Raw genomic sequence first — 18825 nt, forward strand, 5'->3', positions numbered from 1 at the left:
AAGGGAGAAGAACATGTCCGAGGGAGCTATCGTCCTCCTCATTACTCTGGCGCTGATACTGTCAGGCTGGCTGACCGCCCTAGCCCTCCAGCGCAAGGCCAAACGCCTAGCCCGTGAGACTGAACAGATTCGTCAGTCCGTCGCGCATTTATGGCAGTACGAAGAAGTACACGATGCCAGCGAGAAAGCCAAATTTCTGGTCTCGCAAGCCGAGGTCGAGGCGCGCAAGACAAGACAAAAGGCTGAGGAAGTCGAGCAGAGAGCCAATCAGCTCGCTGAAACGCTTGCATCCGAAGGCGAGCAGAACAAGCGTGAATATATCAGGGAAGGCAAAGCCAAGCGCCAAGAAGCCAGCGACCAGGCCGCCGCCATCCTCACGAAGGCCGATTCTGATGCCGCGAGGATCGTCGCCGATGCACGCCGTCAAGCCGAAGCGACCGCAGGAAACGCACTGAAGGCAGTGGAGGACGCCAAGCTGTACGAGAAGACGGCCAAGGCCATGCGCAACGTCATCGAGGGCTACCACGACGATTACATTGTGCCCAATGCCAGCCTACTGGATGACCTTGCAGAAGACTTCTCCCACAAGGAAGCAGGTGAGAAGCTCAAGCAAGCGCGAAAGCACTGTCGAGATATGGCAAAGAATGGTCGCGCCGGCGACTGCGACTATAAAGAAGTCATTCGACGCACCTACGCTATCCACTTCGCTGTCGACGCTTTCAACGGAAAAGTCGACTCTCTTCTCTCCAAAGTGAAGCACGACAATTACGGCAAGCTGCGACAGGCAATTCTAGACGCAAAAAGTCTAGTTGATCACAACGGCAAGCCATTCAAGAACGCACGTATAACCGACCTTTACTTGCAAGCCCGGCTGGAAGAACTGAAATGGGCGGTTGCCGCGATGGAACTTCGCAAGCAGGAGCAGGAAGAGCAGCGAGCAATCCGCGAGCAGATCCGCGAGGAAGAAAAGGCCCAGCGCGACATGGAGAAGGCCATTAAGCAGGCCGAAAAGGAAGAACGCATGCTGGCCAAGGCCATGGAGGAAGCCCGCAAACAAGTTGAAAGCGCCAGCGAAGAAGAGCGCGCGCAGTACCAGGTACGCCTGGCCGAGCTCGAACAACAGCTAGAGGAGGCCGAGTCACGTGGTCAGCGAGCGCTCTCCATGGCCCAGCAGACCAAGAGCGGCCACGTCTATATCATTTCGAACATCGGTTCCTTCGGTGAGAACGTGTTCAAGATCGGTATGACCCGACGCCTCGAGCCACTCGATCGCGTCAAGGAGCTCGGTGACGCCAGCGTGCCTTTCTCTTTCGACGTGCATGCCATGATCTATGCGGAGGACGCACCGGCCTTGGAGAGGGAGCTACACCGCCAATTTGCCGAGCACCAGGTCAACCGCATCAACGCCCGCAAGGAGTTTTTCAACGTGCCGCTGGTCGAGGTACGCGAGGCTATCGAAGAAGAGGGGCACGAGGTTCACTGGACCATGGCAGCCGAAGCCTGGGAATATCGGGAATCCCAAGCCATGGCGCAGAGGCAAGCCGTTGAAGCCGTTTCTTAACTCAGATCATTCCATCATTGCGACCCGTCCTAGCGGCGGGTTTTTTTGTGCCTGCTGAAAATTTATACGAAAACGCATTGACTGAATCAATACGTTTTCGTATTGTTCTCTCATCGACTTGCATCGCATGAGGGGCATCACATGGAGCAGACACCACAGCATATCGAGTTCGCAGGCTTCCGCTGCCGCGTGGGCAAGCGCGGCTCCGACCTGCCGACAGCCAAGCAAGTGATGGTGCTGGCCGGCCTGGCCAGTGGCATGACGCAAAAAGAGATTGCTCGGCACCGTGGCATCAGCCCCGCCACGGTCAAGAGCACCGCCGAAGCGCTTTACTACCGCCTCCACGCCTCCCGCACCGCTGACGCCATCGTCAAAGGAATGCGCCGGGGCTGGATCGCGCCCTTGGTCATCGCACTGCTAGTCGCCGACCTCAACCACTCGACGGCCCGAGTGCGCCAGCCCATGCGAACGCGCCAGCAAATTACGTCCACCAGCAGGGTGGCGCGCCGTGACCTGGGGAGCCTCTTCGCATGATCCAGCACGATGCCACCACCTTCGAGTATCCCGTACGGCAACTTGCAGCAGCCTGGCGGACCCATGCCCAGCGCCATGGTGTGTCAGACCCTGACACCCAACTGATCGCCCGGGAAGCCATTACCGGCAGCGCCCAGGCTGGCTACCGGCCCGCCTGGTTTTCCCCGATGTCCGGTGAGCTGGTCACGATCTTAGCCTGTGAGCTACACCGGACCCAGCAAGACGCCATCGCCTGGCTGGCGGGAATGCTCGGCTGCCTGCACGACAACGGCAACATCTGCCTCTACCTAGAGGAATCGGCATGAACTCTCCGTACACGGTGTTCAGCACATCGGGCGTCAGTGGGCAGCTGGTCAACCGGCTCATGGAGGTCCAGGAGCTGGCGTACGCGATCAACCTGCAGGGCCGGTACCGCGTCGGCACCACGCTCACCATTGATGGCCACACCCTACTGGTCAGTGCCGCTCAACCCATGGAAGGCGCCAGCCAGCTGCCCTGGGGAATCTTCCGGAACATGGCCGCCGCGCTCCCCAGGGCCAGCAGTGAACAGCAACAGCACAGCACCGCCCTTGAGGACCTCTACAGGATCACCCGAACACTTCGGCACTACCTGGACCAGCCATCCAGCAACTGAAGTCTGATCCGGACATCTCCACCAGCCGCCACTGAGTGACAGACATGAACACCACCCACTGTGACAACCACCGCGCCGCAAAGCAGGTCGTGATGACCTTCATGGCCCTGCCTGCCGCGGCCTTATTGGTGCTCGCCTACAGCGTGGTTCAGCAACAGGACGTAGCGCTGGAACGCGCTGTCCACGGCCAGTATTGCAGCGAAGTCAGCATCTGGCGCGCCGAGACCGCGCGCGGGATTCCCGCCGTCGATCGCACCGGGCATCCCGACTACCAGGGCATCGCCGATCAGCAGTGCGCTGGTATCCGGTCTGCAGGTTTGGCCGAAGCTAGCCCGCGCCAGCTCGCCACCAACTGATTCCCCCCTCAAAGAAAGGACAGCGGACATGTGGATTCGAAACCTTCACTCATACCGGCTTCATGACATGGAGAACATCGAAGGGGCGCTGGTAGAACGAGCCCTGAGCGAGCAGGCGTCTCGCCCCTTGGGTGGCAGCGAGGCCCGTCGAGTCGGCTGGGTGCCGCCGGCAGGTCGTGGCAGCAGCATTCTGATGAACGAGCTCCAAGGTCATCGCCTGCTGAGCGTGCTGCGACAAGAGAGGATCCTTCCCGCCTCTGTCGTGCGTGAGGAGGTTGAAGAGCGCGTCGAGGCAATTGAGACGTCCGAGGCGCGCAAGCTGCGTCGTCAGGAAAAACAAGCAATCAAGGAGCAGGTCTACGAAGAGCTCTTGCCGCGGGCTTTCGTCCGGACGCAGCGAGTCGATGTCTGGTGGGACATTGGTCGCAACCTCATTGGTGTAGCCACCTCGAGCCGCAAGCGCGCAGAAGAAGCGCTGGACCTGCTACGCGAGTCGCTGGGCAACCTCAAGGTAACGCCACTGGCCACTCAGAGTCTTCCGATTCGCGCCATGACCACCTGGCTGAGCGATCCAGCCAGTCGGCCGGCTGACATGCAGATTGGCGATCAAGTCGAACTCAAGGCAAAAGGCGATGACGGAATTGTGCGCGGCCGTCAGGTGGATCTGGACAGCGACGACATGCAGCACCTGCTCGAGAGTGGCCGCCAGGCCAGCAAGCTCGCCATCGGCATCAAGGGGCGGGTGACCTTCGTGCTTCACGATGACTTGGCCATCAAGTCGATCCGTTTCGATGACGCTCTCATCGATGAAGCAAGTCAGACCGAAGACGGCGATGACGCTGTCGTTCGACACGAGACCGACTTCCTGCTGATGGCCCAGGCCCTGGGCGAGAGCGTCGGCCGCATCGTCGACTGGATGGGAGGTGAGGCCCGGCAATACGGCGCCAGCCATGTCGATGACCTGCTGAGGACGGCTTAATCATGGCACGCAACTGGAGCAAGTGGGCTCGGGAAGAATATGACCTAGCCGAGAAGCTCTACAACGCTGGGTTCACCTACCGGGAAATCGGGCAACGCATGGGGAAGACACGAGATCAGGCAAGAAGCGCCTGCAACTACCTGGAAGTGACTGATACCAGCCGTCCCCTCCCCCACGCCAGAAAAGACTGGCCAGAGATAGACAGGATCATCACCGACTGCGTCGAGGTGGAAGGTATGGCTGTGCCCCAGGTGGTCCAGCGCCTGGCCGCCATGGGAAAGACCGTGTGCCGTGAGTCCGTGCTGAAGCGCTTGAAACGGATGCCTGAAATTCACCGGGAGGCCAAGCGTAATGCTGCCAAGAAGCGTGCCGCGGCATCGCGACTCTACTGGGCCCGCCAGCGGGCCAAGCGCCAGCAGGAGGCCGTAGCGTGATAGCGGCCAGCATTCTAGGTCTGGTGATCTTGGCGGCTTACAGCCTGGTCGCCCGGGAATTTCGCCGATCCATGCGAGTACAGGAGAGACGGCCATGAGCAGGTCTGTCGAACAATCACGGATACCAGAGGGCGAGCTGGACTCCGATGGAAAGAGCGAGCGGGAACGGGTGCTGGAGCGGCAGCTATGGCGGCTGCGTGAGGACGCCAGGGCGGCACGGGTGTGGGCCAGTGACAACCTGCCCGCCAGCCTGGGACTGGTGATGGTCGAGAAACTCGAAAAAGCACTTGGGAGTGAACGTGACTGACCGCCCCTCTCATACGCACCAAGAGCACGGTGGCCGCTACACCCTGATGGGTGAACATGCCGGCGGTGGCACGCTGGAAGGACACACGCTGATCATGTACCGCGATCTCGACAAAGGTCTTCAGAGCCTGACCACCGCCGACGACTGGCGTAACAACTGGCGCTCTATCGCCAACGACGATTGCCCGCTCTGTCTGGGCTCGGGAACTGACCAGATCAAGGGCAATACCAACAAGCCATGCGGTGCCTGCTTCGGACTGGGCAAGGTCAAGGCCGACGGTGAGACGCCCACCGACCGATGGGAACTAGCGGACATCGCCAACGGCATTATCAGGCGCCAGCAAACGGAGCTTCAGCGCTTGCACCGTCTCACTGCTGTACCAGAAATCCAGCAAGCGATCGGCAAGTACCGTGACGCCGCTGGCACTGACTGGATGCAGGATGAACAAGAATGGCGGTCAGGGCCTGGACGTGGCCCAGGTGGCCGCAGATACACGGGGGACTGACGATGGGACTGCTCACACCAGAAGAAGTCGCCAAAGAGCTGGCGATGAGCCTGAGCTGGGTCTACGCGAACAAGCACAGAATTGGCTTTGTGCAACTCGGCAGCGCGGTTCGCTTTGATAAGGATGCAGTTGAAGGATACGCTGCCCGGTGCAGGCGCGGTCCTCAACTCAACGAGGAACGTCAATGGGATTCTCGGTCTCCAAACGGGAGGATCGCGGCACGTGGGTCGTCCGCGAAACGATCAACGGTCGCCGCACTCAGCGAACTTTTCGCACAGAGGGAGAAGCAAGGCAGTACGCACTGAGGGCTGAAGCTCAACAGCAGGAAGATCAGTTCAATGGAGTCATGGGGCGAAAGCCTCACCGTACATTCGCGGAAGGACTGCAGAGGATGGTCAGCGAATACGATGTTCGCTCTCAAAAGCACCACATTCTCTGCGTAGCAGGCTGGATGGATGAACACGCACCCGGCGTGGCAATTGGCCAGGAACTTCTGGATGCTGCTCGCAAGATGCAAAAGGCCCTGCGGGAACAGGGCCTGGCGCAATCGACGATCAACAACCGGACTCAGGTTGTCAAACGGGTGCTCTCGTTATCCTACCGCGAATGGGACTGGATCGACATGCCGCTGGACGGGAAGCTGCGCAAGCCGTCTCCCAGAAACGAACGGCATGTATATCTGAGCGAAGTTGAACTGGCCGAATTGCTCGAGGCAGTTCCAACCCGCTACCAGGAGGAACGCCGTGTGATATTACTGGCCATGCTCACTGGCATGCGTCGAGGCGAACTGCTTGGACTGGCCAAGAGCAACGTCTACAACGGGCGGATCGTCTTGAAGCCGGAACAGACGAAAAGCGGAAAGCCGCGAGTAGTACCACTGACTGACGAGGGATTGGCTCTGGTGACCAACCTGCCGTTCGATACAACAGCGGAACGAGTCCGCGGAGCTTTTGAGCGTGCAAGGGAAGCGATCGGTAGGCCGGACATTCGCTTCCACGATCTTCGGCACTGCTACGCTTCGCTGTTGGCCAGCAAGGGAGAAGCACTGACGAGCATCCGGGATCTTCTCGGCCACTCGTCACTGACAGTCACCAGCCGCTACGCACATGCGGACCCGGCGAGGTGGGATTCAGTGATAGCGCGGTTACCAAAGATCAGCAACCAAACCGCAACCAAGCATTGAAGACAGCGGCTCATAACACCCTAAACCACTGATTTGAATGGTGGGCCCAGCTGGACTCGAACCAGCGACCAAGGGATTATGAGTCCCCTGCTCTAACCAACTGAGCTATAGGCCCTTATCAATGCGGGCGACATGATAACCAAAGCCGCTGGCGGAGGCCAGCGGCTTGTTTTTTTCCAGATGCGCTGGATCAGGCCTGCGCGCGCTGAGGCCACGTCGCTGGGCCTCGCTGCCCCATGCTGCCAGTGATCCGGTCGCGCTATTACACCAGGCCGAGGATGGTGTACGGCGCTTCGCAGGCACGGCGTTCGTCGCGCTCGTCGACGCTGCCGAGCTCGAAGTTGCGGTCGTTGTCGTAGGCGACGAACAGTCGCTCGCGGTCGAGCACCGCGAGGCCTTCGGCCTTGTGTTCAAACTCCAGGACGTCGCCGTTCTCCTGCGTCACCAGGGTCGGGGTACGGCCTTCGTGGAAGTCCTCGAGGGACATGACCCACAGGTAGCCACCGATGGTTTCCTTGCCATCGTGCTCTGTCTCGAAGCTCGTCAGCAGGTAGATTCTGGCGTGGTACGGGTCGTACTCCAGGCTCGACAGGCCACACTCGTGCTTCACGCCCCCATGCTCGCCGGGGTCGAAGCTGAACACATCGTGGAGTTGGTCGACGAATTCGAGGTTGTCGGCGTCGTTGATGATGAAGTGGGCGCCGATGACGCGGCGAACGTACTCGAAGTCGTCGTGGGCCTGGCCCTGTTCGCGGATGCCGAACAACAGCAGACCGTCGCCCTTGCTGCTGGGGACTGCCGCCAGGCCTTCGATCTTGTAATAGGGCTTGCCGACGGCGGCGTCCATCTTGCGCCGGAATTCCAGCGAACCTTCGACGCCATCGCGGGGGTCGGGGTCCACCACCTGCACCTTCTCGGGTTCGCCCAGAGGCCAGATCAGCAAGTGGTTGTAGGCATTCAGTTCGTGGGTCTGATCGTCGATACGATCGAAGCCGGTGGTGGCGATCATGTGCCGGCCATCGGTGGTCAGGGCGAAGTCTTCATACTTCACCGCGTCCTTGATACGGCTCGTGGTCAGGTACTGAAGGCGGGTATCGTCGGGGCCGTTGGCGTCCAGCGGCAGGGCGAATACCGCCGAGCGGTCGGCGCCGGGAATCGGCTTGTCGCTGGCCATCAGCAGGCGTTCGCCGTCATAGGCCACGGCGGAGATCTCAGCGTTGACGGTCTTGCCGTCGTCGTCCTTGAGCCCCGGAGGGAAGCAGTGGATGGTGCCCTGCGTGAGGATACGGACGCTCGCCATGGCGGACTCCTGCGCGTTAAGTGTGTTGATTCAACCCTACACCCCAGGACCGATATCGACGAGTCGCTGCACCCTATTTGCACAGCCACCCTTTCGACGCGGCGATGCGCCAGGACGCCAACCCTTCCGGCGCTGCCTCACATCGGAGGACCCCCCGCCTCTCGCAACGCTCTCTCCTTACGTTCTCTCCTTACGTTCTCTCCTTACGCTCTCTCCCTAAGCTATCGGCCTGCCCGCAGGCCTAGCTACCCTCTCGCATCGCTGACCTTATCGGCCTATATCTTAATTTTAATACGAATACTTCTTATTGATTTCACTATTCGCTAGACTGACCTTCCACCAACCTGTGCTGATTCGCCCTTTCCGGTGAGTATGCGTCGGCGTTTCTCGGCACGACGCTCAGGTCTTGCACGGTGGCGAAGAAAAAAAATGACCCCTCCTACGATCGATGTTCAAGGCGAACCATGAAGACAAGCACCACCGCTGGCCTGCTGCTGCTGGCCGCTTCGGCCCCTGGCCTGGCCCAGGCACAGACGACGACCCCGGAAACCGATTCACCCGCGGCGGCGACGTCCTCTACCACGTCGAGATCCGGCGAACCGCGTGCAACGCCGCCCGCCGGACCGGCCGCTAGCCGACCCGAGATCGGCTCGCAGGCACAGGACACCATGGTGGTGGTAGGCTCACGTACGCCCAAGGCCATCAGCGAGATCCCAGGGGCGGTGTGGGTGGTCGATGGTGAACAGCTGCAGACCCAGATCAACACCGGGGCGGATCTCAAGACCGCTCTCGGGCGCTTGGTGCCGGGGCTGGACCTGGCGCCCCAGGGCCGCACCAACTACGGCCAGAACATGCGCGGGCGCAGTGCCCAGGTGCTGATCGACGGCGTCTCGCTGAACAGCTCCCGCGGCCTGTCGCGCCAGTTCGATGCCATCGATCCGTTCAACGTCGAGCGCGTCGAGGTGCTGTCCGGCGCCAGCAGCCTGTACGGCGGCGGCGCCACCGGCGGCATCATCAATATCATCACCAAGAAGGGCGATGGCCCGGGCCGACACTTCTCGACCCAGGCGGGCATCACCACCGGCTTCAACGATTCCGATGACGTCGACTACCGCCTGGCCCAGGCCGTCAGCGGCGGGACCGAGCGGGTTCAGGGGCGCCTGGCGGTGGCCTATGAAGACAATGGTCGCCAGTACGATGGCCGCGGCGACGAGATCTTCCCCGACATCGCCCAGACCGACCTGCAGGACAACCGCAGCATCGACATCATGGGCAGCCTCGATATCGCCCTGACCACCGAGCAGACACTGACGCTTGGCGCGCAGCTGTATCGCTCCGGCTTCGAGGGAGACCGCGACGTCTACTTCCCCAACCTCGATGCCTCGGCGCCGAATCTCAACGATGCCGAGATCCGCGACGGCTATTCGTCGGATCGTGAGCCCGAGACCGACCGCACCATGGTCAACCTGCAGTACCACCACGCCAACCTGCTCGGCCAGAACTTCTATCTGCAGGCCTATCACCGCGAAGAGGAGGCGAGCTTTCACGCTTTTCCCTACGCCACCGCTCGTGGCGTCGAGTTCCGCGCCTCCAAGCAGGACACCGACCTGAGCGGCATCAAGGCGCTGTTCGATGCCGAACTCGGCGAGCGTGTCTCGCTGACCTATGGCCTGGACGTCGATCGCGAGACTTTCGATGCCGACCAGATGTATTTCGACATTCCCACCAGCAACGCCACTGGCGGACTGGTCCAGCAGCAGAGCCGTGTCGGCCCACGCTATCCAAGCTACGAGGTCGATGGCTACGCCGCCTTCGCCCAGGCCGACTGGCGCCTGACCGATGGCCTGACGCTGGCCGCCGGTATCCGCGAGCAGCACATGGACGTGGAAGTCGAGGACTTTCAGAATGTGCCCGGCGGTGAAAACGACTACGACGCCACGCTGGTCAACGCCAGTGCCCTCTACGACTGGGGCAATGGGCACCAGAACTGGCTGCAGTTCAGCCAGGGCTTCGAGTTGCCGGACCCGGCCAAGTACTACGGCAAGAGCCCGGACATCAGCGTCGCCAACAATCCGCTGGACGCCATCGAGACCGACCAGGTCGAGCTCGGCTGGCGCTACAACGGCGCCAACTGGATGACCCAGGCCGCGCTCTACTACGCCTGGTCGGACAAGGCGGTGGAGAATGCCGAGGATCTGAGCGTCAGCGTGGTGGATGAGAAGAAGCGCGACTATGGCCTCGAGGCGGCGGTGACCCGCTACTTCGACAACGGGATCGACGTCGGTGCGACCCTGCACGTGGTGCGCTCCGAGCAGGAAGACGAGGACGGTGACTGGGCCAAGCGCGACGCTCGCTACGCATCGCTGTCGTCGGCCACCGCCTTCGTCGGCTACAGCGACTTCGACAATGGCCGAAGTGCCCGCCTCCAGGCGAGCCATGCCCACAACCTGGAAGACGACAACGATCGTCAGATCGATGGCTACACTACCTTCGACCTGGCCCTGTCGCAGGACATCGACGTCGGCACCCTGAGCCTTGGCATCGACAACCTGCTGGACGAGGAATACTCCACAGTCTGGGGCCAGCGCGCCGCAATGTTCTACTCGCCCTACTACGGCCCGGAGTATCTGTACGACTATCAGGGCCGTGGCCGCACCTACACCCTGGCCTGGGCGATGGACTTCTGACAGGAGCCCCATCAACTGACCCAAGGCAAGACCGAGGCTCTTCGCGGTTGAGGACCTTCCTGCCCCACCACTGCCGCCGGCCTTGGTGGGGCTTGTGCGTACAAGCCTCACCGAGCAGGGCTCACGACGCCTTAAGGGGCGCTCCAAGAGCCCTTGACAGAGCGCCTCGCGGGCACTTTACAAGAGCCTAACGAGCGCCTAGCAAACGCCCAGCGAGCACCTCGTGATTAGCGTGCAGACGGTGCGCTCCCTCGCGCCGGGCCATCCAATGCTCATTTGATAATGCGTTGTATTCAGCTTTACAACCTGTCAAGATTTCGCCCCGAAAGCCTGACGGCTGCTGCGCTTGCCTGGGTAACGACGGCGCCGCTCTGTGCAAGGACTCTCGATCGATTCACCGGGCTTGCCCGGCCTGTCACCCGGCGGTGGCGTCGCTATCGCGGTCTGGATCATGCACCGGCGACGCCCCCCTGCAGCGAGATCGGCGACGCTCTCCACGCCGCTGGCGACCGGGTCGTGAGTCGGCGCCCAGCCCCTTACCACTGCTCACCACGACGCCCATGACCCCACTGTTTTCCCGACCGCGTCTCGACGCCAACGCGATGTTTTATGCTCGCCGGCTCGCGGCCCTCGTCATCGCCACCCTGGCGCTCGTCGGCCCCCTCGCTCAGGCAGATAGCGACGCCGTTATCGAGCATGCCTTCGGCGATACCCGGATAGGCGCGCCCCCCCAGCGCGTCGTCACCCTTTACCAGGGGGCCACCGACAGCGCCGTGGCGCTCGGCATCGAGCCCGTTGGTGTGGTCGATTCCTGGCTCGAGCGACCGATGTATCGCTATCTGCGCGACGCCCTTGGCGGTGTCGAACACGTCGGCCTGGAGACCCAGCCCAACCTGGAAAAGATCGCCTGGCTGGACCCGGATCTGATCGTGGCCACGCGCTTTCGCCACCAGCGGGTGCGACCGTTGCTGGAGCAGATCGCGCCGACGCTGGTCAGCGACAACGTCTTCGACTTCAAGGCGACGCTTGCGCTGCTGGCCGAGGCCACGGGACGCGAGCGACGCGCCCGGGACCTGCTCGATGCCTGGGACCTGCGCATCGCCGACCTGCGCACCAAGCTCGCCTCATCACTCGGCTCATCGCTCAAGGATGAATGGCCGCAGAAGGCCGCGGTGGTGCGTTTCAAGAGCGATCACGTGCGCATCTACAACACCGGCTTCGCCGGCTCGATTCTGACCGAAATCGGCTTTGCGCAGCCGGATGCCGTCGATGATGACGGCTGGGGGATCAAGCTCACCAGCGAGGAGAACATTCCGGTGATGAATGCCGATGTGATCTTCGTGCTGCTGGACCCGGACGACCCTGCCATCGTCGCCAACTATCAGCACTGGTCCTCACACCCGTTGTGGCAGCGGCTCGATGCCGTCGAGCGGGGCAGGGTCTACCAGGTCGATGCGGTGAACTGGATCATGGGCGGCGGCATCATGGCGGCCAACGCCATGCTTGATGACCTCTATGCCCACTACGACTTGGCCCCGCTTGTACCGGCAGCGCACGAGGTGCTAAAGGTCCCGGCGGGAGCCGCCGTACCGACGACGGTGCCCGCCGACACTGCTAGTAGCTGCACTCGCGCCGACAGTCCCCGCGGGAGAGACGTCACATGCTGACAACGCGACGCGCAAAGTCTGTCGGCCTGATCCTGGGACTTGGCCTTACCCTGCTGGCCTTTGTGACCAGCATTGCCCTTGGCACCACGCCGATGTCTCCTGCCACCCTGTCCAGCGCCCTGCTGCACTATGACCCGAGCCAGGTGACTCACATCATCCTGCTCACCGAGCGCCTGCCGCGCGCCGTCGTGGCCGCCCTGGTCGGCGCTAGCCTTGCCATCGCGGGAGCTCTGATGCAGACCATGACCCGCAACCCGCTGGCCTCCCCGGGCATTCTCGGCATCAACGCCGGCGCCATGTTCTTCGTGGTCGTGGCGGTCTCGCTGCTGCCGCTTACCTCGCCGGCCGAATACGTCTGGCCGGCGCTGCTGGGCGCCTTCGTCGCCGCGGTGCTGGTGATCCTGCTTAGCCGTGGCAGGCACGGCGAAGTCTCCCCCCTGCGCGTGGTGTTGGCGGGGGTGGCGGTCACGGCGCTGTTCGTGTCGTTCAGCCAGGGCCTCTTGATCGTCGACCAGGAGGGCTTCGAGAGCGTGCTGTTCTGGCTGGCGGGTTCCGTTGCCGGGCGCGATCTTGCCCTGGTGACGCCGCTGTTGCCGCTCTTCTTGGTCGCCATCGTGCTATGCGCGGTCCTGGCCCGTCATGCCAATGCGCTGCTGCTCGGTGAGGACATGGTCAAGGGCCTCGGCATCAACGTGACCACGATCAAGGCGCTGCTCGGGCTCGCGGTCATTCTGCTGGCAGGAAGCTCGGTGGCGATCGCCGGCATGATCGGTTTCGTCGGCCTGATCGTGCCGCACATGGCGCGCGGCCTGTTCGGGCTCGATCATCGCTGGATGCTGCCCGGCTGTGCCCTGCTCGGTGCGTGCCTGCTGCTGACTGCCGACGTGGCGGCGCGCTTTCTGATGCCGCCCCAGGACGTGCCCGTCGGGGTCATGACCGCGCTGATCGGCACGCCATTTTTCATCTACATCGCCAGGCGCGAGGCCGGCCATCACAGCAAGGGGCGCGCATGACCGCCGAGATGCCCCTCCGCCCCCTCGCACAGCGAGCGCTGGTCCGAATGCTCCCGCTCACGCGCACGTGGGTCGTGGCACTGATACTGAGCCTTATGCTGGCGGCCAGCATGGCGGTATCGCTGTCGCTCGGCAGCTTTCCGACGAGCCCCGCCGCCGTGGCCAGGGCGCTTTTTTACCCCGCGGCCAGCGACATTACGTTCATCGTCTGGGAGCTGCGCCTGCCGCGCATCGTTCTGGCGGTGCTGGTCGGTGCGGCGCTGGCAGTGGCCGGGGCCATCCTTCAAGGCATCGTGCGCAACCCGCTGGCTTCGCCGGATGTGATCGGCATCACCAGCGGTGCGGCCATGGCGGCGGTGGTGTTTCTGGCCCTTTTCAGCGCCAGCGTAAACATCCTGTGGCTTCCGCTCGCGGCCATGGCCGGGGCCCTGCTGGCCGCCGTGCTGGTGTTCAGCCTGGCCTGGAAGAAAGGCGTGACACCCGCTCGCCTGGTGCTGGTCGGCATCGGCCTGTCGGCGGCCATGGGCGCGGTCACCACCCTGTTGATCGTGATCAGCGACGATGCCGCCGCCATGCACGCCTACGTGTGGCTGACCGGCAGCATCTACGCCGCCCAGTGGCAGGACGTGCTCGGCATGCTGCCGAGCCTGGCCCTGTGCCTGCCACTGTGTTTTATCCTAGCCCGCCATATGGACGCCCTGGCGCTCGGCGACGGCGTTGCCCAGGGCCTTGGCGTCAACATAGCCCGCAGCCGCCTGATGCTGGTGGCCTCGAGCGTCGCGCTCGCCGGCTCGGCGGTGGCCTTCGCCGGGGGGCTGAGCTTCGTCGGCCTGATCGCGCCCCATATCGCCACGCGCTTGGTGGGCCGGGGCTTCGCGCGACAGGTACCGATCGCGGCCCTGGTCGGTGGCCTGATCGTGCTCTACGCCGACCTGCTCGGCCGCGTCGCCTTCCTGCCCAAGGACCTGCCTGCGGGCATCTTCGTCTCGGGCATCGGCGCGCCCTTCTTCGTCTACCTGCTGCATAAGTCACGCAGCTGACAGTGATGGCCGGTAGCCGGTAGCCGATAGCCAATCGGCTCGCTGCCAGCGTCGACCAGAGGACAGCACCCAGCACCAACGCCGACAGCCGATGCAACACACCCGGTCTCTCGGGTGGTCCCATCGGCTGTCGGCGAATCGCTGCGATCTGGCTTGGCCGTGCGCTTAGAAGTCCAGACTGTAGCCCAGGGTCAGGGTACGGCCGCGGCCGGCGAAGTAGCGGTCGTTGTTCACCAGCGCGCTCTGCGAGTAGTAGGTGATGTACTGCTCATCCAGCAGGTTGGAGATCCCTACGTTGACCTGTCCCACCGGCAGCCGGTAGCCCATGGCGGCGTCCACCAGCAGGTAGCCATCGAACTCCTTGTCGGCATCGTCGAAGCTCTCGTCGAAGGCGTAGTTGGCCTGGACGAAGGAGGTAATCTCGTTCGACCACCGCGCCGACCAGCTGGCGATCAGACGGTCCGGCGCCACATTGAGCCCATCGAGCTTGGCATCCAACGAGCCATTGTCGTTGCTGTCGTAGCGCCCGGTCATGTGCGAATAGGCCAGCTTGGCCGAGTGGGCATCGGTAAACCGATAGTCCATCGATGCCTCGACGCCCTTGATCTCGGTCTCCTGGCGCTGCATGACGAAGGCATCGCCGCTGCGGGTAACGCGACTGCCGAAGTCGGACGACGACTCGTAGTAGCTCAGCTCCGCCGCCAGGCGCTCGCCTTCGAAGCGCACCCCGGTCTCGATGTTGTCGGTCACGATCGGGCTCAGGTTCTCGAAGTCATCCACCGACTGCCCCGGCTCCTCGATGCCGCGCAGGGCACGGCCAACATCGGGGATCGAGAAGCCCTCCGAGTAGTTGGCAAACAAGCTCCAGTCACGGATCGGAGACCACACCGCGCCGACGTTGTAGAGCGTTTCATCGAAGCTCGGGGAGCCGCCTTCGACATCGACACTGTTGCGCGCCGCCACCGTCTGGTAGCTGTCGATATCCAACTTGGCATATTCATAGCGCACGCCGGCAGAGAGGGTCAGCGAGTCGATCGGCTTAAGCTCTGCCTGAACGAAGGGCGACAGGTCGGTGTACTCGACCGGCGGCACATAGGTGCGGTCGGTCGAGTACAGATACTGCTCGGTCTCGTCGACCAGGGTATCGAAGCCGGCAGTCAGCTTCAGCCGCTGGTCCCACAGATCATCCTTGGTCAGCGAGAACTTGGTGCCGTACTTGGAGGTGTCGGCCAGGGTCTGATCATAGAGGGTACCGACCGGGGCAATCGCGGCGTCCTGGAAGTTACCCGAATCGGTGGCGCCGAACAGCGACTCGTAATCCTGATAGAAGGCCAGGGCGCTCAGGTGCATGCCGGCCAGATCGTAGTTGTCGTAGCTCAGCCCCGTCGTCCACACCTCGTTATAGGGCGCATCGCCTTCTGGCGTGCCCCGTACGCTGGTGGTCGGCACGCCGTTGTCGCGATCACCTGTGACGCTGACATAGTCGTTGTTGCCCTCGATATCGTAGTGATTGAGGCTGAACTGCAGACGCTGATCATCATCGATCCAATAGGCCAGCTTGCCGAGCAGGTCGTAGCTGCGCGAATCCATCAGGTCGCCCTGGGTGTTATCGACCCCCACCGGGTCACCATCGCCATCGAGGTACAGGCCCTGATCCTCGTAGCCCAAGGAGAACAGGTAATCAATGCTGTCGGTGTTGCCGCTGAACCCGTAGTTGGTCTTGTAGGCGTTGGTCTCGCTGCCAAACTCGCTGGTCGGCGTGGTCAGCTGCACTTCCAGGTGCTGGTTGAACGAACCAGGCTCGGGGCGCTTGGTGATGATGTTGATCACCCCACCGGCGGCGCCCACGCCATTGGTGGCATTGGCGCCCTGGATGATCTCGATCTGCTCGACCATGGCAAAGTCGATGGTATGGGCTTCGCGCCCGGTCGGCCGCAGCGGGTTTGACTGCGGAATCCCATCGATCAAGATCAGGGGAGTACGGCCACGCAGCGTCTCGCCGCTGCCGCTCATCTTCTGGCGACTCGGTGAATAGGACGGCAGCAGGTTGCTCAGAATCTGCGAGGAGTCGGACGTCAGTTGACGCTGCTGAGCAATTTCTTCCTGGGTGATGATGCGCACGGTCTGCGGGGAATCTTCCTTCGCCGTCCCGGTCCGCGTCGCGGTCACTACCATGACCTCAGGACTCTCCCCTTGCGCACCTTGAGCGCTAGCGCCTTGGGCTGGTGCGGCATGGGCCTGCGAAGAGACCAGCGCCGCCAGGGGCACCAGCGGCCAGAGTACATGGCATTTCATTGAAGTTATCGTCCCGTATGGCATGGCGTAATGGTAGGGTGGCTTAACATGTAAATGAGAACGATTATATTAATCAATTGCCTATAGAGTGTCTACACGACCCTGCACAGTGACCGCGCCTTGCAGCGGCGACTACCCACTCACTACGTTTGATAATGATTCGCATTTTATGTATGCTGAATGACCGATGACGGTCTCACCAGCATCGCCTGGTGGTCACCCGCCCCTCTCAGGATGTGCCATGACGCCTGCGCTCTCTCGCCTCTACTGCGGTCCCCTCGAGCACCTCACGCCCCCCTTCATTGGCGAGGTGTTTCCGCGGGATGCCATTCGCGGCGAGGCATTGCTGGACGCGCCCGTACTCGATGCCCTGCTGGCTCGCTTCGCCACCCAGTACCAAGGCGATGACCTCAAGGCCATCGCCTCACTGTGGTCGAAGTGGCACTTCGCCAGCGTGGCGGCGCCGGCACTGGCGGCCAACCTGCTCTTGGAACGGGACCTGCCGCTGGCACTGGACGAGATGGCGATCATCACCAACGCGGAAGGCCGCACCACTCAGCTTGCCCTGCCCCACGAGGGCAGACCGCTGGGCTCTCTCGATGCCTTCACCCGTTTCGAGCAGCTTCTGCAGGGCCACGTGGCGCCATTGGTTCAGACGCTGGCCTGCGTCTCGGGCGCCTCACCCAAGGTGTTCTGGAGCAACTTCGGCAACTACTTCGAGCACTTCTCCCGCGTCGCCGAGCAGCACCCCATGGCCTTGCCGGGCCTGGCCGACGAGGCCTTGCGCCTGGTCGATCACCGCGTCTATCCGGATGGACGACGCAACCCGCTGTTCATGCCGGTGCGCTATCTGGTCGATGACGCCGGCGAGCACCACCGTACCCGGCGCCTATGCTGCCTGCGCTATCGCCTGCCCGAGTTCGCCTATTGCGGCAATTGTCCGCTGGAAGGCTGCGCACCCCGAGCCGGCAAGACATCGATGGGGCCCGAGGACAAGGCCAAGGAAGCCAAAGCCAAGGCCAAGACAACTAAGGCCAAGCGAGCCAACACCAGGAAAACGACGGCCAACGCCGACGGCCCGCAGGCGCTCGGCGCGGGCGTGGCTCGGCACGAAGCTCGGAGCGAGGCCCGGCACGAAGCCCGGCGCAAAACCCAGCGTGAGGCCCGACACGAAGCCCCGCGTCAGAGCGCTCCGCAAGCGCCTGGCACCGAGGGTGTGGCCGCTACCTCAGCGTCTGTGGCGGGATGAACGACCCGCTGTCTCGCCCCGACATCAAGGACAGCGAGGACGCCCTCGGGCAGTTCGGGGCGGCCGCCCAGCGCTCGCATCGGCTCCATATCTGCGCAGGCGACCTGGACAGCTTCGGCGAACGCCACGGCATCCTCTATCGCTTCGGCGACGACGCCGTTGGCGACCGCCGCACCGACCAAGGTCCGTCACGCCCTATCCTGAGCGGTCGCGTCGTGGAGGAAACGCCCCGTCCCGGGTGGCTGATGACCTTTTCCGACGTCGACGTGCTGGAGTCCTACGACTCCTGTTCGCGCCTGGCCGCCCCGCTATTTATCTGCGTCGTGCTCGAGGGTTCCATCGAGATCGGCGTCGGCTCACGACGCCATCGCCTCAATGCAGGCAATGCCATGAGCGTGCGCCTGGCCGAGCAGTTTCCGTTGCGCGTTCATCAGGCCGCCGGCCAGCGGCTCAGAACGCTCAACCTGGCGCTGGAAGATGACGCCATCGCGGCATTGGGCGAGCAGACGGCGGTCGGCTCCCTGCTGGAGGCCGACCGCCCGCACCTGCACCTGTGGTCATTGCCAGGCTATGTGGCACCGATGCTCGAGCAGATCGCCGCGCCACAGCCCTCCGCCGGCCAGCGCTGCCTGCTGCTGGAGGCCATCTGCCTGCAGCTGCTGTGCCACGGCCTGCCGCACAGCGATCGCAAGCGCCGCTCGGGCATTTCGCCGGGCGAGCGCGAGCGCCTCGAGCGCGTCCGACGCCGGCTGCACGATGCCCCCGCCGAGACCCACACCCTGGCGGGGCTGGCCCATCAGGCCTCGATGAGCCCCACCAGCCTGCGCGCCAAGTTCCAACGCTGCTTCGGCCTGTCGCTGTTTGATTACCTGCGCGAACGCCGCCTGCAACTCGCCTATCAGTTGCTGGAACAGGGCCATAGCGTGCAGCAGGCCGCCCACGTGAGCGGCTACAACCACGCCAGCAACTTCTCCACAGCCTTCCGGCGTCGCTTCGGCATGTCGCCCAGCGCCGTGATCTGACGCCTGTGGTCGCACGCCCTTTGCGTCGTCCGTTGAGCCGTCCTTTCAGCCGTCCCTTG

The 18825-nt window shown here is 63.0% G+C and carries 18 protein-coding genes, 1 tRNA gene and 1 pseudogene; 17 read left to right on the top strand and 3 right to left on the bottom strand.

Annotated elements, in window-relative coordinates:
• Nucleotides 1–13: 13 nt before the first annotated feature.
• The 11 genes and pseudogenes from ACUN9Y_RS07810 (at nucleotide 14) to ACUN9Y_RS07860 (ending at nucleotide 6493) form a co-directional block, all read left to right on the top strand.
• Nucleotides 14–1561 (top strand): DUF4041 domain-containing protein, encoded by a 1548-nt coding sequence (locus tag ACUN9Y_RS07810; RefSeq protein ID WP_445460133.1) that lies wholly within the window; start codon nucleotides 14–16, stop codon nucleotides 1559–1561.
• A gap of 141 nt (nucleotides 1562–1702) precedes the next feature.
• Nucleotides 1703–2095: a response regulator transcription factor gene (locus ACUN9Y_RS07815; protein WP_445460134.1), complete on the top strand. Its 393-nt coding sequence runs from the start codon at nucleotides 1703–1705 to the stop codon at nucleotides 2093–2095.
• On the top strand, nucleotides 2092–2400 hold the full coding sequence (locus tag ACUN9Y_RS07820) for a hypothetical protein (protein ID WP_445460135.1): 309 nt from the start codon (nucleotides 2092–2094) through the stop codon (nucleotides 2398–2400). The genes ACUN9Y_RS07815 and ACUN9Y_RS07820 overlap by 4 nt, the downstream gene beginning before the upstream one ends.
• On the top strand, nucleotides 2397–2729 hold the full coding sequence (locus tag ACUN9Y_RS07825; RefSeq protein ID WP_445460136.1) for a hypothetical protein: 333 nt from the start codon (nucleotides 2397–2399) through the stop codon (nucleotides 2727–2729). Before ACUN9Y_RS07820 ends, ACUN9Y_RS07825 begins: the two co-directional genes overlap by 4 nt.
• Before the next feature lie 44 nt (nucleotides 2730–2773).
• Complete coding sequence (locus ACUN9Y_RS07830) at nucleotides 2774–3085, top strand: hypothetical protein (protein ID WP_445460137.1); 312 nt, start codon at nucleotides 2774–2776, stop codon at nucleotides 3083–3085.
• Between the two features lie 28 nt (nucleotides 3086–3113).
• A complete protein-coding gene (locus ACUN9Y_RS07835) occupies nucleotides 3114–4064 on the top strand; it encodes a recombination-associated protein RdgC (protein ID WP_445460138.1) in 951 nt (316 codons plus the stop codon).
• 2 nt (nucleotides 4065–4066) lie between these two features.
• Nucleotides 4067–4498, top strand: coding sequence for a hypothetical protein (locus ACUN9Y_RS07840; protein WP_445460139.1), 432 nt, complete (start codon nucleotides 4067–4069; stop codon nucleotides 4496–4498).
• Between the two features lie 94 nt (nucleotides 4499–4592).
• Nucleotides 4593–4805: a hypothetical protein gene (locus ACUN9Y_RS07845; protein WP_445460140.1), complete on the top strand. Its 213-nt coding sequence runs from the start codon at nucleotides 4593–4595 to the stop codon at nucleotides 4803–4805.
• Nucleotides 4798–5310 (top strand): hypothetical protein, encoded by a 513-nt coding sequence (locus ACUN9Y_RS07850; RefSeq protein WP_445460141.1) that lies wholly within the window; start codon nucleotides 4798–4800, stop codon nucleotides 5308–5310. The genes ACUN9Y_RS07845 and ACUN9Y_RS07850 overlap by 8 nt, the downstream gene beginning before the upstream one ends.
• 2 nt (nucleotides 5311–5312) lie before the next feature.
• Nucleotides 5313–5450, top strand: a pseudogene (locus ACUN9Y_RS07855) (helix-turn-helix domain-containing protein); the annotation flags it as partial.
• A 44-nt stretch (nucleotides 5451–5494) separates the two neighbouring features.
• Nucleotides 5495–6493 (top strand): tyrosine-type recombinase/integrase, encoded by a 999-nt coding sequence (locus tag ACUN9Y_RS07860; protein ID WP_445460142.1) that lies wholly within the window; start codon nucleotides 5495–5497, stop codon nucleotides 6491–6493.
• Nucleotides 6494–6531: 38 nt separating this feature from the next.
• Here the strand turns inward: ACUN9Y_RS07860 and ACUN9Y_RS07865 are convergent.
• Nucleotides 6532–6608, bottom strand: a tRNA-Ile gene (locus ACUN9Y_RS07865).
• A 147-nt stretch (nucleotides 6609–6755) separates the two neighbouring features.
• Entirely contained in the window at nucleotides 6756–7793 is a 1038-nt protein-coding gene (locus ACUN9Y_RS07870; protein WP_445460143.1) for a hypothetical protein, read from the bottom strand.
• Between the two features lie 464 nt (nucleotides 7794–8257).
• Here ACUN9Y_RS07870 and ACUN9Y_RS07875 point away from each other — a divergent pair, with 464 nt between their 5' ends.
• From ACUN9Y_RS07875 to ACUN9Y_RS07890, 4 genes are all read left to right on the top strand, one after another.
• Entirely contained in the window at nucleotides 8258–10480 is a 2223-nt protein-coding gene (locus ACUN9Y_RS07875; protein ID WP_445460144.1) for a TonB-dependent siderophore receptor, read from the top strand.
• Between the two features lie 560 nt (nucleotides 10481–11040).
• Nucleotides 11041–12147 carry an ABC transporter substrate-binding protein gene (locus ACUN9Y_RS07880; protein WP_445460145.1) on the top strand — a complete coding sequence of 369 codons (1107 nt, stop codon included), beginning with the start codon at nucleotides 11041–11043 and terminating at the stop codon, nucleotides 12145–12147.
• Nucleotides 12141–13160 carry a FecCD family ABC transporter permease gene (locus ACUN9Y_RS07885; RefSeq protein ID WP_445460146.1) on the top strand — a complete coding sequence of 340 codons (1020 nt, stop codon included), beginning with the start codon at nucleotides 12141–12143 and terminating at the stop codon, nucleotides 13158–13160. The genes ACUN9Y_RS07880 and ACUN9Y_RS07885 overlap by 7 nt, the downstream gene beginning before the upstream one ends.
• A gap of 47 nt (nucleotides 13161–13207) precedes the next feature.
• On the top strand, nucleotides 13208–14200 hold the full coding sequence (locus ACUN9Y_RS07890; RefSeq protein WP_445460376.1) for a FecCD family ABC transporter permease: 993 nt from the start codon (nucleotides 13208–13210) through the stop codon (nucleotides 14198–14200).
• Nucleotides 14201–14365: 165 nt separating this feature from the next.
• On the opposite strand, the gene ACUN9Y_RS07895 is transcribed toward ACUN9Y_RS07890, so the two are convergent.
• Entirely contained in the window at nucleotides 14366–16375 is a 2010-nt protein-coding gene (locus ACUN9Y_RS07895; RefSeq protein WP_445460147.1) for a TonB-dependent receptor, read from the bottom strand.
• Between the two features lie 361 nt (nucleotides 16376–16736).
• On the opposite strand from ACUN9Y_RS07895, the gene fhuF reads away from it, so the two are divergent.
• Both fhuF and ACUN9Y_RS07905 read left to right on the top strand, forming a co-directional pair.
• On the top strand, nucleotides 16737–17744 hold the full coding sequence (fhuF, locus tag ACUN9Y_RS07900) for a siderophore-iron reductase FhuF (RefSeq protein ID WP_445460148.1): 1008 nt from the start codon (nucleotides 16737–16739) through the stop codon (nucleotides 17742–17744).
• On the top strand, nucleotides 17741–18766 hold the full coding sequence (locus ACUN9Y_RS07905) for a helix-turn-helix transcriptional regulator (protein ID WP_445460149.1): 1026 nt from the start codon (nucleotides 17741–17743) through the stop codon (nucleotides 18764–18766). Before fhuF ends, ACUN9Y_RS07905 begins: the two co-directional genes overlap by 4 nt.
• Nucleotides 18767–18825 lie beyond the last annotated feature (59 nt).

It is taken from the genome of Halomonas sp. V046, from assembly GCF_052645355.1.